Source organism: Paraburkholderia podalyriae, assembly GCF_014397785.1.
In the GTDB taxonomy this organism is placed as follows: domain Bacteria; phylum Pseudomonadota; class Gammaproteobacteria; order Burkholderiales; family Burkholderiaceae; genus Paraburkholderia; species Paraburkholderia podalyriae.
Map to the genome: position 1 here is coordinate 42995 of NZ_VZQQ01000037.1, position 13822 is coordinate 56816.

A 13822-nucleotide genomic window follows, 5' to 3' on the forward strand; every position below is an offset into this window, starting at 1 on the left:
CCCCGTTCGGATTCGCGCAGGCTGCCCGTATCATCGAACAAAGCGCTTTGCGCAACAAGAGCGTCGGGCTGCGCGCCGATGGGCATGCCCTCATAGTATTCTTCTGAACCAATGCAAGCTGCGTGCAAGAATGCGCGCGACACTGCCAGTACGACGCGGTCGAGCCAGGCTTTGTCGAGCAACGCCACGCGATGTTCCGATTCGGGAACCGGCCGGGTCGCGCGACCCAAAGGAAGACCTGGACTCCATGCAAGCGCAGACGCACCACCCGTTGTTTCCGCCTCGTCGATGGAGGGGTGCGCTGTGCGCGCTGCTGTGCGCAAGCCTGCTCGTCGGCTGCGCGCCATTACCCTCGCTCCAGGATCGCAAGGAGTCGCATGCATTGCCGCCGGCGGTGGCCGCCACCACGGATCTCGGTCGCGCGGTCGGGCCGGAACTCGCCGCGCACACGGGGCTGTCGGGTATTTATCCGCTGTCGGATGCGCATGTCGCGTTCGCCGCGCGCATGGACCTGATCCGTTCCGCGCAACGCACTCTCGACATCCAGTACTACATCTGGCGCGGTGACCTGACCGGCACGCTGCTGCTCGAACAGATCCACGAAGCAGCGGACCGTGGCGTGCGGGTGCGTCTGCTGCTCGACGATCTCGGCATCAACTCCGCGCTCGACCCGACGCTCGCGGCGCTCGACGCGCATCCGAACATCGAGGTACGCCTGTTCAATCCGTTCGTCGTGCGCAGCCCGAAATTTCTCGGCTTCGTGACCGACTTTTCGCGCGCCAATCGGCGCATGCATAACAAGTCGCTCACCGCCGACGCCACCGCGACGATCCTCGGCGGCCGCAATATTGGTGACGAGTACTTCGATGCCACCGACGGCGTCGTCTTCGCCGACCTGGACGTACTCGCGGTCGGACCAGCCGCGGCCGATGTCTCGAGCGATTTCGACCGCTACTGGGCGAGCGCGTCCGCGTATCCGGTCGAGAAGATTCTGCCGCACGAGAGCGTCGATGAGCTGGCCGCGCTGGAGCGTAACGCGCGGGCGATCGGGCAGGACCCCGCGGCAGCGGCCTATAAGGAAGCGCTGCGCGGTCCGCGCGTCGTGCAAAACCTGCTCGACGACAAGCTGCCGCTCGACTGGGCCAAAACGAAGATGATCAGCGACGACCCCGCGAAGGGCCTGAACAACGCGCCGCCGGAAGCACTGATTTCCCATCAGCTGCGCGAAGTGATGGGCCAGCCGACCCGGTCGATTGACCTCGTATCGCCGTACTTCGTGCCGGCGAACACGGGCACCCGGTATCTAAGCGGACTTGCCGCCCACGGCGTCGACGTGCGCGTGTTGACGAACGCGCTCGAAGCGACCGACGTCGTCGCCGTGCACTCGGGCTATATGAAGCGGCGCGTCGAGTTGCTGCAAAACGGCGTGCATCTGTACGAATTGCGGCGCGTGGCAGGCGTTGCATACAAGAAAGAACAGTCGCCGGGGCCGTTCGGCAGCTCCGGGTCGAGCTTGCATGCGAAGACCTTCATCGTGGACTCGCAACGGGTCTTCGTCGGTTCGTTCAATTTCGATCCGCGTTCCGCGCATCTGAATACCGAGCTTGGGCTCGTCATCGACAGCCCCGATCTCGCGACGCGGGTCGATCGCAAGTTTCTCGCGCTGCTGCCTAAGGTCGCGTACGCGGTGCATCTCGACGAAAATGGCAAGCTGTACTGGATCGAAACGAACGGCGACGTCGAAATCCGCCACGACACCGAACCGAATACGACGTGGTACGGACGACTCGGAGTGTGGATGCTGTCGATTATGCCGATCGAGTCATTGCTGTAGCCCGCGGTTCAGAATCGCCGCAAATCGCGATCTCGCAACGGATCAGGCGTGCGCTGCGTTTCGCGCAACACGCCATTGGTGTCGAACGCGAAATTGAACAGCATGTGATGAATGTTGCTTTCGATGTAACGGTACGACCAGACTTCGCGTTGTGAGAGCCGGAAAAACTGCGTTTGCACGGGACGGCCGAAATTGATCAGCACGTCGTCGCGCGTCCATTTGCCGATTTCCGCGCGATTGAATTCGCTCAGCTGCAAGACCTGACGCACGGTCACGATCTTGCCTGACGCGTCGATGTCGGCGGCGACGGTGGTCGAGCCCATCGGCTGGGTCGGCCACATCAGCCGACGGCCGCCTCCGGGCAGGTCATAGACCTCGCGCGGCGGACCCATGCGGGCGAGGATTGCCGCTTGATCCTGGCCGGCCTGGAATTGCTGCCACGGTTGCGCGCATGCCGCGAGCATCAACGCCGTCACGCACGTGAGCGCGGCGCGCCGCAAAGCCCACGACGCGCGTGCGGTTCGCGCGGCAGAGTCCGGAACGTGGGCGAGACGGGTCAGCATAGGTTCCTTCCGTTACGCGCCCGCTCGCTGATGGTTGCAGTCAGGTACCTGCGGCTTACTGCACAAGCTTGGCGCGCAGACGCGTGTGCTCTTCCTGGGAAATGGAACCGGACGCTTTCAGCTTGTCGAGCTTCTCGATTTCATCGGCGACACTGAAGCCCACCACATTGCGCAGATCTTCGCGCACCTGCTTGGCCCGCGCCTGATCGCGCTCCGCCATGCCGCGGTGCTGCGTGAGCAGATACGCGAAGATACCGATATACGGCAGGACGATCAGGAAGATCACCCACAAAACCTTGCCCCATCCGGATACGTCATGGCGGCGGAACAGGTCGCTCGATACCGTGATCAACAGCCAGAACCACAGGATAAAGATGAAGATGGAGAAAACGTCGGCCAGAAAATTCGGGAATGTGAAACCGTCATTAAAGAAAAGCATCGTTGTTCTCCATTCCGGTTGAAATTGAAAGGCTTAACGGATTTCGACCTATGGCTGCCCGCTATGGAGGGCGCATGCGATCAGCACAGCAGCGCTAAAAATTTACCATGACCGCAGATGAACTGCGCACGCTCATTCATGCGAGTTGTATGAAAGACATGCATCGGGTTCGGCGGCACATATTTCATTTGTCGTCCTCTATTAGCGAGCGGCTAATGCATGATGCGGACCTTTTTGAGGTTATAGCTTATATCGATAGAGTAACGCGAGAAATTTTTAAGGATTGCGTTCGATTGACGATTTCTGCCGATGGGGCGATCACGTCGCATGGCATTGAATATGCGTAAGTGAACGCAATGTCAAAAGTTGGCGGTTTCGCGGCGCACAGGTATTGCCGAAAGAGCGTTTTGCGATGCATCCAATGGATGCGCGCTCGCCATTCGCTCTGTTCACATTCGTAAGCAAATCTGAACAAAGACGTCTCGGTTGCCGAGTCGAGATCAGGGAAGGTTCGGGTCTTAAGCTCGCAAATTTCCGCGCCAGCATGAAGAGTTCGTTGGCAAAGCCGACTACACGTGGCAGGACGACCGGAACACGAGCGCGTCAGCAGGCGCCGCGGCTGGATCGGTCACCTCGATCGTCACATGCGTGATGGCGCTTTTCGACGCCATCGCATCGAGCCACTGCCGTGCGAGACGCGGCAGCACGTGCTGCTCGATAAAGCCGATTAAAAGACGCGCACCAGTCTCCTGCACGAGGCAGCGCCCGACGATGTAGTCGACCACCTCCGGCGCATAACTGAGCACGATACGGTTGTTGTCCACCATGCGCCGAACCACCCGATCGAGATGCAAGCGCACGATCCGCGTTAGCGAATCCGATCCCAGCGGCCGATATGGCACCACCGTGACGCGCCCTAGGAACGCAGCCGGAAACACCTTCAGCAATTCCGGCGACAGCGCCAGGCGCAGACCGTCGATGTCCGGCGCAAGCATTTCGTCCGCGCATAGGCTCGCGGTCAGTTCGGAGCCGACATTGCTGGTCATCAGGATAGTCGTATTGCGGAAATCGATATAGCGCCCATCGCCGTCTTCCATGTAGCCCTTGTCGAGCACCTGGTAGAACATTTCGTGCACGTCGCCGTGCGCCTTTTCAATCTCGTCGAGCAGCACGACCGAGTACGGACGTCGGCGCACCGCTTCGGTCAGCACGCCGCCCTCGCCGTAACCGACATAGCCAGGCGGTGCGCCCTTGAGCCCCGAGACTGTGTGCGCCTCCTGGTACTCACTCATGTTGATCGTGATCAGGTTCTGCTCGCCGCCATAGAGCGCCTCCGCCAATGCGAGAGAGGTTTCGGTCTTGCCGACGCCCGACGGCCCCGCGAGCAGGAACACGCCAAGTGGCTTGCGCGGGTCCGCGAGCCCGGCACGCGCCGTCTGCACGCGCTCGCCGATCTGCTGCAACGCGTCGTGCTGGCCGATCACGCGCGCCGCAAGCGTGGCGGGCAGCACCTGAACGGCGCTGACCTCGTCGGTGACCATGCGTCCGACTGGAATGCCGGTCCAGTCAGAGACGATGTCGGCGACGATCGCTTCGCCGACTTCCGGGAACACGAATGACGTGTCCGCCTGCAGCTTCGATAGCGTCCGCTCCAGCTCGCGCAATGTCTGCAGCGAAGTGGCCGTGCTATCAGGCGCGTCGGCTTCTGGTCCGGCCTCGGCGGCGCGCTCGCTCACGACATCGCGCGCGCTCGCCAGCGCCTTCGCCGCATCGGACTGGGCCTGCCAGGCGGCTTCGACAACACAATCTTCGAGCTCGAGCGTCGCGATCGTGGCGTTGACGTCGGCCAACGCTGCCTCGCCGCCAAGGCCGATGCGGGCCTCGTTACCGAGCAACTCGGCTTCGACGCGCGCCGCTTGCAAGCGCTCGCGAATCCGCTGCAATTCGCGCGGCGGCGCATGCTGCGACAGCGCGACGCGCGCGCAGGCGGTGTCGAGCAGGCTGATCGCCTTGTCCGGTAATTGACGCGACGGAATATAGCGATGCGACAGTGTGACGGCCGCTCGAATCGCTTCGTCGAGAACCACGACGCCATGATGGTTCGCGAGTGTGCGCGCGAGTCCGCGCACCATGTCGATCGCGGATGGTTCCTCGGGCTCGGCGATTTGCAGCACCTGAAAGCGCCGCGTAAGCGCCGGGTCTTTCTCGATGTGACGCTTGTACTCAGCCCACGTGGTCGCGCCGATCGTGCGCAGTGTGCCGCGGGCAAGCGCCGGTTTCAGCAGGTTCGCCGCATCCCCGGTGCCGGCCTGACCGCCGGCGCCGATCAGCGTGTGAATCTCGTCGACGAACAGCACGACCGGCGCCGGCGACTTTGCCGCCTCCTCGAGGACCGACTTCAGTCTGGCCTCGAACTCGCCCTTCATGCTCGCGCCGGCAAGCAGTGCACCGACGTCGAGGCTCAATAGCCGCAAGTCGGCGAGTTTCGGCGGCACTTCGCCGGCCGCGATCGCGCGCGCGAGCCCTTCGACGACCGCGGTCTTGCCGACCCCGGCGTCGCCGGTGAGCAGCGGATTGTTCTGGCGCCGGCGCAACAGCACGTCGACCATCGTGCGGATCTCGACCTCGCGGCCAATCACCGGATCGATTTCACCGGCCCGCGCGCGCGCGGTCAGATCCGCGCAGAACTGTGCGAGTGCCGCGCCCTTCGCCGACGTTGCGAGCGCACTGGACGCCTCGCCCGGCACGGCGGACGAAAAGTCGCTCTGGTCGTAGGCGGTGTCGTCCGCTTCGGGGGAACCTGCAATCCACGCCGGCAACGCGTCGTGTAGACCGTCGAGCGCAATCTTCCCGAACTCCGGCGAAATGGCCAGCAGCAAGCGCCGCAACTCGGGCGTCTCGACCAGCGCCGCCATCAGCCATGCGCCGCGAATCCGACGGTCGCCGAACGCCAGCGTGGCGACCACCCACGCGCGCTCGATCGCCGTCTCGACGTGATGCGAAAAATCCGTGAGCGCGCTCGCGCCCGACGGCAGCGCGGCGAGCGCGGCCTGCAGGTCCCGCTCGAGCAGTTCGCGGCTGATGCCGCAATGTCTGACGATGCGGTGCAGGTCGTTATCGGACAGCGCGAACAACTGATGCAGCCAGTGCACGAGCTCGATATACGGATTGCCGCGCAGCCTGGAAATGGCCGTAGCGGATTCGATGCTCCTGAAGAGCGTCGCGCCGAGCTTGCCGAACAGCGCGTGGCGTGAAATGGACATGATGACGTTGCAGGTAAAGATGTTTGTACCAAAAAGGCGCGGCTTTGTCTTGACGTCCGGCGCGCTGCGCGCAGGCATCCGACAAAGCCCGCAGGCCAGACTGATCGAGCGACAAAGCATAGCCGTTCGATCGCCGCCTGTATTTGGGCCGTCGCCCATATTCCGCTCGACGTGCACGAAGTAGCCTTCACATCTTCCACGCGCCAGTCCGCATTTTTCGCTGGTGATTTATTTGTTTCTGCGGCGAGAGAGGCTTTTAACGAATGCACGTTTTCCAGGCAGATCTGATTCGCCGTTGGCTGCCGGTCAGGCCATGAGTGGATATCAAGCTCGCTGGGACCATTCGCCTGTCGAAACAGGCGCGCTCAAAACGTTCGCACGGACAATCCAATCTATCGGGCTCGCGTTTGCTGTTGCGCGAAACGATCTGTCGGAAACGGGCGACGCCAGCCAGACAGGCTTCGCAGGTGAAAACAGTCGCGCCGGCGTGCCGCGTTCGTCTGGCGCCCAGCCGAGCGCGCATGCCGACCTTCAGCCTATGTCCGACTATTTACTGAATCCGCCTGTCGAAGCAGTGAGCGCGTCCGAAGACTCTCTCCCGGCACTGCCGTCGGGCGGGAATCCGCCCGCGGACCGGATCGAGCCCGTGCTGAGGAAGCCGGATGACTTCAGCGACCTCATCGCGCTCGCCGACGAGCACGATGACGATCCGCTGCAGCGGCGTCGCGAATCGCACGCACCTGCAGACGGAGCACACGGCGGCCTGCCAATGCTTGTGGCAGCAGACATCGACGAAGCGGACCCGCTCGACGCGCTCAAGCTCGAATACCGTCATGCGCTGCTGAGCCAGAAGAACGGCAACGCGCACGAGCCCAAGGCGAAGCCAGAAGATCATCGCGAGTCGATCATCGGGGCGCCGCATGATCCGTTTGCCGGCCTTGTCGATCCTTTGCATCGCGAATCGTCGGTATTCGACCTGCTGACGAAAGGAAAGAACATCGACACGCTGCTCGAGAGCCTCGACTCGTTCGGTGCCGAGCAGATTTTCAAGGCGGACGAAAACCACGAGATCCTCGCGCTGCTCGCGCCGCGCGGCCTTCCCAGGCATCGCGCAAGCACGACCGCGCCGCTCACGCGCGAAGAACATCACATGGTCAGCGTGGACAGCCACATGGCCATGCCTGAATCGATCGAATACGAAGAGCCTGAATTTCCAGATGACGAGAACCACTGACCTGCCCGAGTCCGGTACTGCGACACTTCATAGCCTGCTCGACGCGCAGACCTATGGCGAACTCAAGGCGCAAACCATTGAGAACGTGCGCAAGCATCCGTCGAACGTGCGCGAACGCTGGCTGCTGTTCGAACTGTTGTGCGTCGACGGCGAATGGCAACGCGCGCTACGGCAGTTGCAGACGTGGGCCACGCTCGAACCGGAACGCACGTCGCGCGCCCAGATGTATCGCGGGCTGATTCGCGGCGAGATGTTTCGCACCGAGGTGTTCGCGGGTCAGCGCACGCCGGGCGAGATCGATCCGCTGCCAGAGTGGGTGAAATCGCTGCTGCAAGCCAACGCCAGGCTCGGCGAGGGCAACCTCGCCGCGGCCGACAAACTGCGCGGCGCCGCGTTGGAGGCCGCGCCGGCCACGCGCGGCGAAAGCACGCAGATCGGCGAATTCGAATGGCTGACCGACAGCGATAGCCGGCTGGGTCCCGTGTGTGAGCTGACCGTTGCCGGCGGTTATCGCTGGGTACCGTTCGACTCGATGAAATCGCTGACGCTCGGTCCGGTCACCGCGCTGACCGACCTCGTCTGGCGCTCGGCCGTCGTGGGCCTACGCGACGCGACCGTCTTGCGCGGCTACCTGCCGGTGCGCTATCCCGGCTCGGAAAGCGGCCCCCCGGCCACCAGGCTCTCGCGCGAAACGAGCTGGAAAGACGTCGGCGAAACCGGCGTGATCGCGCTCGGCCAGAAAACCTGGAGTACCGACAAGGGTGACGTCGGCCTGCTCGACCTCGGCGAATGCCGGTTCAGTCACGATCACGACGAGCGGGTATGAACACGTCCAACGCGCGACACCGTCAAGCCTACATGCCGTCGCTGATCGACCGCCTGCTCGACGATGCGCCCGCGCGGCGTAGTGAGCGGCCGGACACCTATGCGCCCAACAGCGAAGGCATGCGCCGCATCATCCAGCGTGACCTGAGCCTGCTGCTCAACACGACGAACCTGGACGACGAGATCGACATGGCGCGCTACCCGATGCTGGCCGCGTCGGTCGTCAATTACGGTCTTCCCGCGTTGTCCGGAAGCTACCTGGCCAGTCGCAACTGGGAAACCGTCGAGAAGATGGTCCGCACCGCGATCGTCCGCTTCGAGCCGCGTCTGATTCCCGAGTCGCTGCGCATCCGGCCGCTCAATAGCAAGGACCCAGTCCGCTACAACCAGCTGATGTTCGAGATTCACGGCCTCATGTGCTGGTCGCCCTATCCGCTGGAATTTCGCATCCAGAGCGCATTCGACATCGAAATGAATCACGTCACGTTCGAGCTGGACTCCGGCAAGGGAAATTGACATGGATCCACAATTTCTCGACTACTACAGCCGCGAACTGACGTACATGCGGGAAATGGCCGGCGAGTTCGCCGCGCACCACCCGAAAATCGCGCGGCGCCTTGGCATGGAGGGCATCGAGGTTGCCGATCCCTATGTGGAGCGGCTCATCGAGGCGTTCTGCTTCATGTCGGCGCGCACACAGATCAAACTCGACGCCGAGTTTCCACGCTTTACGCAGCGTCTGCTCGAAGTGGTCTATCCGAACTACGTCGCGCCCACGCCATCGATGACGGTCGCGCAACTGCGTCCCAGCCTGCGTGAAGGCGATTTCACGAAAGGGCTGCAGGTGCCCCGGCATAGCATGCTGCGCTCGGCCATCCCGCCCGGCGAGCAAACCACGTGCGAATTCCGCAGCAGCCAGGACGTCACGCTATGGCCGATCGAGATCGCTGAAGCGCGGCTCACCGCGGTGCCGCCTGATATCCCCGACACCGATCGCCATCTGTTGCCGCACATGCAATTGCGCGGCGCGTTACGGCTGCGCCTGCGCACAACCGGCGAAGTAAAGTTCAACCAGATGACGAACTTCGACCGGCTACCCATTTACATCGGCGGCGACGAACGTATCGCTTCGCATCTGTTCGAGCTGATCCATGCCGGTAGCGTCGCTTCCGTCGTGCGCGCGTACGGCGCATCGAGGGACGAAGGGCACGTGGTCGCGAAAACACCGGTCGAATTTGAAGGTCTGCAAGCGAACCAGGGCCTGCTGCCGCTCACGTGGAATACGTTTCACGGCCACAACCTGCTGCAAGAATACTTCGCGTGTCGCCAGCGCTTCTATTTCTTCGCGCTGACGCAACTTGCGGCGGGTATTGCGCGCGTGGACAGCAAGGAAGCCGAGATCGTTGTGCTGCTCGACCGTCTGCCGGAAGAGCTGGCCACGCACGTCGACGCATCGCGTTTCCTGCTGTTCTGTACGCCGGTCATCAACCTGTTTCGCAAGCGCACCGACCGCGTCGAAATCAATCGCGCGCAAACCGATTTTCATCTGCTCGCCGACCGCACGCGGCCGCTCGACTACGAGATCTTTTCGGTGTCGCGCGTATTCGGTCAGCGAGCGCAAACATCGCTCGAAGTCCAATTCAATCCGCTCTATCAGACGCTGCACAGCGACGTGGGCAACCACGGCCGCTATTTTTCGGTGCGCCGCGAACAGCGCACGCTGTCGGCCAATGCACGCAAGTACGGCACCCGCACGCCGTATATCGGCACCGAGGTCTACGTGTCGCTCGTCGATCAGGCGGAGGCGCCGTACGCCGACGACATCCGCTACCTGTCGGTCGAAGCGTGGGTCACGAACCGTGACCTGCCGCGCCTGATCCCGCGTAACGGCAAAACCGACCTCACGATGTCGGACTCCGTGCCGATCGAGGGCGTGCGCCTCGTGCATGCCCCGAGCGCGCCTCGGGCGCCCTACGCGAGCGGTGAAACGGCGTGGCGTCTGATCCGGCAGCTGAGCTTCAATTACATGCCGCTCGCCGAACTCGATCACGGCGATGGCGGCCAGGCGCTGCGCAACATGCTCGGACTCTTCGTCGCCCCGGGCGAACACGACCAGGCACGGCAGATCGAGGCGCTCGTCGGCGCACGCACCGAACCGGTGGTCCGGCGTCTGCCGGGCGACGGCCTGCTCGTCTATGGGCGTGGCGTGCGCTGCGAACTGACGGTCGATGAAACCGGCTTTTCGGGCATCAGCCCGTATCTGTTCGGACTCGTGCTCGAGCATTACCTCGCGCGTCACGTGTCGATCAACGTGTTCACGGAAACCGACCTCCGTTCGATGCAGCGTGGGCTGATCACCCAATGGCGGCCACGCATGGGCGGACGCGGAGCGGTATGAGCATGGATGCGTCGCTTGTGAGCGTCTTCGCGCCAACGCGATCATCGCTCGATCCGCAATCGCTCGACGCGTGGTTCGATCCCGACACGCCTTGGCAGTCCGGCTTCCTGAGCCTACTGCGCGCGATCGCCGCGCGCGATCCGTTGATGCCGTTGCCGGGCACGGCCAGTCTGCCGCAACAGGAGCCGTTCCGGATCGGCCAGCAACCCACACTGGCCTTTGCGCCGCGCGAAATCGCGTCGCTCGGCACGCGAGACGGCCGCCTTGATGTGCGGCTATTCGGACTCGGCCTGTGGGGGCCGCATGGGCCGCTGCCATTGCATATGACAGAGCTGGCTCACAGTCGTGTGGAAAGCCACCAGGATCATGCGCTGGTCGGGCTCGTCGATCTCTTCCATCACCGCGCGCTGTCGCAGTTTTACCGCGCGTGGGCGTCAGGGCAAGCCACCGCGTCGCTCGACCGTGCCAGTGACGAAACGTTTTCGTTCTACGTCGCCAGTCTGATCGGCGTCGATCCGGCCGAGGCGAAGCAGTCCTGTCTGCCCACGCACTCGCGTTACGGCGCGGCGGCGCACCTCGTGCGCGAGGCGCGCACTCCGCACGGCATCGCGGCGACGCTCTCGCATTACTTCGGCGCGCCGATGACCATCGAAGAATTCGTGCCGCACTGGATCCATCTGTCCGCATCCGAACATACGAAACTCGGCGTGCCGGGGCCCGCGGCGATCATCGGTGAAGGCGCGCAGCTCGGCGAGGCAATCCCCGACCGGCAGCACAAGTTCCGGCTCGTCGTCGGTCCGCTCGACCTCGATCAGTATCTGCGCCTCACGCCGCACGGCGAGGACCTGCCGACGTTCGTCGAATGGGTGCGGGCCTTCGTCGGCCATGAATACGTGTGGGAGGTCAAGCTGCTCGTCAAACCGCGTGCGGCGCCAGCCGCCTGCATCGGCACGTCGCAGAGGCTCGGCTACTCGACGTGGCTCGGTGATTCCCCCGACGACCTGCCGGTCGTCGGCATGGTTTTCGAACCTGAACAGTGCAACGGCCAACCCCGGAGTTCCTTCGCATGAACGCCAACACGCCCGCCGCCATGCTGCGCTTCGCCGACCTGCTCGAACCGGTCTCGGCCGACATGCGTTGCGGTCCCGATCTCGAATACGATCCTGCTTTCGTGATGCTGGAGGCCGCCGCGGCCCCACGCGCCGAGGCGCAATACGGCGACTTCGTCGACGTGCCGCCACCGGCCAATTGGGCCGAAATCGAACGCGATTGCCGCGCGCTGCTGCTTCGCACGAAAGACATCCGCCTCGCGGTGATCCTGCTGCGTTGCCGAACCCGGCTCGACGGCGCGGCCGGCCTGCGCGACGGCCTGGCTTTCCTGATGGCGATGTTCGAATGCTATGGCGAAGCGCTCCACCCGCTGCCCGTGATCGAAGGCAAACGCGACCCGGCGATGTTCGCGAACGCGGTGGGCGGACTCGTCGATCCGGATGGCGCGCTGGCCGATGCGCGCGACATCCCGATGCCGAGGGCGGCGGGGCTGCAACTGCATGTGCGCGACATCGAAAAATCATTCGCGACACCGCACCAGAAAGACGCGCTCGCCCCTGAATCCGTCGTCCGGATGCTAAAGGAATGGTGGGGCCGGCGCGATACGACGCTTGCCGCACTGGTCGAAGCGCAGTGTCTGACGCAGCGCATTGCCTCATGGTGCGATGAGACGCTCGGTGTCGATGCACCCGATCTCGGCCCGTTGTGCCGAGCGCTGCAGCCATTCACGCAAAATCAGGTGTACGGCGGCGGCGCGTCCGTGCCGGCAGCCGCCCGAGCGGTCAGGGAGCCGGACGACGACACGGTGCCCGGATCGGCGCCGCCTGCCGTCGCTGCGGCAACGCTACCGCGGTCCGACGCGCCGGCCGACGTGCCGGCCGACGTACCAATAGCTGCCGCGCCTTCTCCAATGGATCGCTGGAGCGCGCTCGCAGCCATTCAGGAAACCCGCATGTGGTTCGAGCAAAACGAACCGAGTAGCCCCGTCATTGTTTTGCTGCGCCAATCGGAAAGGATGGTGGGCAAACGGTTTTCGGAACTCGCCCATATCATTCCCGCCGATTTACTCGCTAAATGGGACGAGATCGACAGTTGAGGCAGCGTGCACGCATGTGCCACTTTTTCCGCTGTCAGCCCATTTAGTCCGCCGCTCAACCAACAACTTCCAATGAAAAGACTCATTCAATTTTTTATCCTCGTTTGCTTCGCGATACCCCATTTCGCGTTTGCCACCTGCACCCAGTTGAAGCCTTCGCAGATTGCCGAACTGCTGTCTCAAGGCTACATGGCGGGACATCCATTAGCGGTCAACATACCGTTCCAGCAAAGCTCGGTATCGATCGATCCGGGATTACCGGTCGGCACGGTGATCGCCACGGGCTTGTCGCCGGCGTACGCCACCTATGCGAACTTCGCTGACTGCCTCAACGGCGGCACGGTAACAATCGGCTATTTCAACGCAACCCCGTCCGTCGTGTCGGGTGTCTACAACACCAACGTCCCTGGAATCGGTTTTCGTGTGACCTATCTTCGTGCGAGCGGCACGAATTCGCCACTTCCGTTTACGCCGTCATTTACCGCCGGCGAGCCTAACCAGGTCATCTACGGTCGCTTCGGCATTGGCTCCCAATTCAAGGTTGAACTGGTCAAATCGGGTGACATCGCGAGCAATGTCGACGTGATGTTCAATACCCTCGGAACCGGCATTGCCGACGGTGACGGCAGTCAGGTCGTGACCATCACAGGCGGCGGCATCAACGTCAAGGTTCTTCCGAGCTGCTCGGTCAACGCCAGCACACTGAATATCGATTTCGGCACGTTCGGCCCAGCCGATGTGTCGACCACAAACGGCCCTACCCAGCCAGTCGATTTTACGGTGCTCTGCACCGGTCCCACGCCACCGGCTTCGATCACTGCCGTACTTTCCGGAACACCTGATACAGACGATAGCAGCATGTTGAAGAACACCGGCGCCACGCATCTCGCGATTCGTTTGCGGGACGTTCCAACCAACACAATTTTTAGGCCCAACGATCCGACCAGCACCGTTGTCCACACCCCGCGGGGCGCGATGCAATCGCCGTTCGAGCTCGAAGCCAAGGTGCTGCGCGTGGGAACTGCGGCCCCAACGGCGGGCAGGATCCAGGCGAGCGCAACGATCACAATGACCATCCTGTAAGCCGACTATCCATGACGGACGCGTTCCACAAGCAATC

Annotated in this window: 11 protein-coding genes; 8 read left to right on the top strand and 3 right to left on the bottom strand. The window is 63.0% G+C overall.

The features are described from left to right. Positions 1–247: 247 nt before the first annotated feature. Complete coding sequence (locus tag F6X42_RS29935; RefSeq protein WP_187637651.1) at positions 248–1834, top strand: phospholipase D family protein; 1587 nt, start codon at positions 248–250, stop codon at positions 1832–1834. Between the two features lie 8 nt (positions 1835–1842). Here the strand turns inward: F6X42_RS29935 and F6X42_RS29940 are convergent, their stop codons facing one another. The 3 genes from F6X42_RS29940 to tssH all read right to left on the bottom strand — a co-directional run bounded on the left by F6X42_RS29940 (position 1843) and on the right by tssH (position 6099). Continuing rightward, a complete protein-coding gene (locus F6X42_RS29940; protein WP_187637652.1) occupies positions 1843–2397 on the bottom strand; it encodes a hypothetical protein in 555 nt (184 codons plus the stop codon). A gap of 55 nt (positions 2398–2452) precedes the next feature. Beyond that, positions 2453–2836 (bottom strand): SHOCT domain-containing protein, encoded by a 384-nt coding sequence (locus F6X42_RS29945; RefSeq protein ID WP_187637653.1) that lies wholly within the window; start codon positions 2834–2836, stop codon positions 2453–2455. 569 nt (positions 2837–3405) lie between these two features. After that, positions 3406–6099, bottom strand: coding sequence for a type VI secretion system ATPase TssH (tssH, locus tag F6X42_RS29950; RefSeq protein WP_187637654.1), 2694 nt, complete (start codon positions 6097–6099; stop codon positions 3406–3408). 538 nt (positions 6100–6637) lie between these two features. On the opposite strand from tssH, the gene F6X42_RS29955 reads away from it, so the two are divergent. The 7 genes from F6X42_RS29955 (at position 6638) to F6X42_RS29985 (ending at position 13785) form a co-directional block, all read left to right on the top strand. Further along, entirely contained in the window at positions 6638–7333 is a 696-nt protein-coding gene (locus F6X42_RS29955) for a TagK domain-containing protein (RefSeq protein ID WP_187637655.1), read from the top strand. Next, complete coding sequence (locus F6X42_RS29960; protein WP_187637656.1) at positions 7317–8159, top strand: type VI secretion system accessory protein TagJ; 843 nt, start codon at positions 7317–7319, stop codon at positions 8157–8159. Before F6X42_RS29955 ends, F6X42_RS29960 begins: the two co-directional genes overlap by 17 nt. Continuing rightward, positions 8156–8674 carry a type VI secretion system baseplate subunit TssE gene (tssE, locus tag F6X42_RS29965; RefSeq protein WP_187637657.1) on the top strand — a complete coding sequence of 173 codons (519 nt, stop codon included), beginning with the start codon at positions 8156–8158 and terminating at the stop codon, positions 8672–8674. The genes F6X42_RS29960 and tssE overlap by 4 nt, the downstream gene beginning before the upstream one ends. 1 nt (position 8675) lies before the next feature. After that, a complete protein-coding gene (gene tssF, locus F6X42_RS29970) occupies positions 8676–10556 on the top strand; it encodes a type VI secretion system baseplate subunit TssF (protein WP_187637658.1) in 1881 nt (626 codons plus the stop codon). 2 nt (positions 10557–10558) lie between these two features. Beyond that, on the top strand, positions 10559–11626 hold the full coding sequence (gene tssG, locus F6X42_RS29975) for a type VI secretion system baseplate subunit TssG (protein WP_187637659.1): 1068 nt from the start codon (positions 10559–10561) through the stop codon (positions 11624–11626). Continuing rightward, positions 11623–12702 (top strand): type VI secretion system protein TssA, encoded by a 1080-nt coding sequence (locus F6X42_RS29980; RefSeq protein WP_187637660.1) that lies wholly within the window; start codon positions 11623–11625, stop codon positions 12700–12702. The genes tssG and F6X42_RS29980 overlap by 4 nt, the downstream gene beginning before the upstream one ends. Before the next feature lie 72 nt (positions 12703–12774). Further along, positions 12775–13785 carry a fimbrial protein gene (locus F6X42_RS29985; protein WP_187637661.1) on the top strand — a complete coding sequence of 337 codons (1011 nt, stop codon included), beginning with the start codon at positions 12775–12777 and terminating at the stop codon, positions 13783–13785. Positions 13786–13822: the final 37 nt, after the last annotated feature.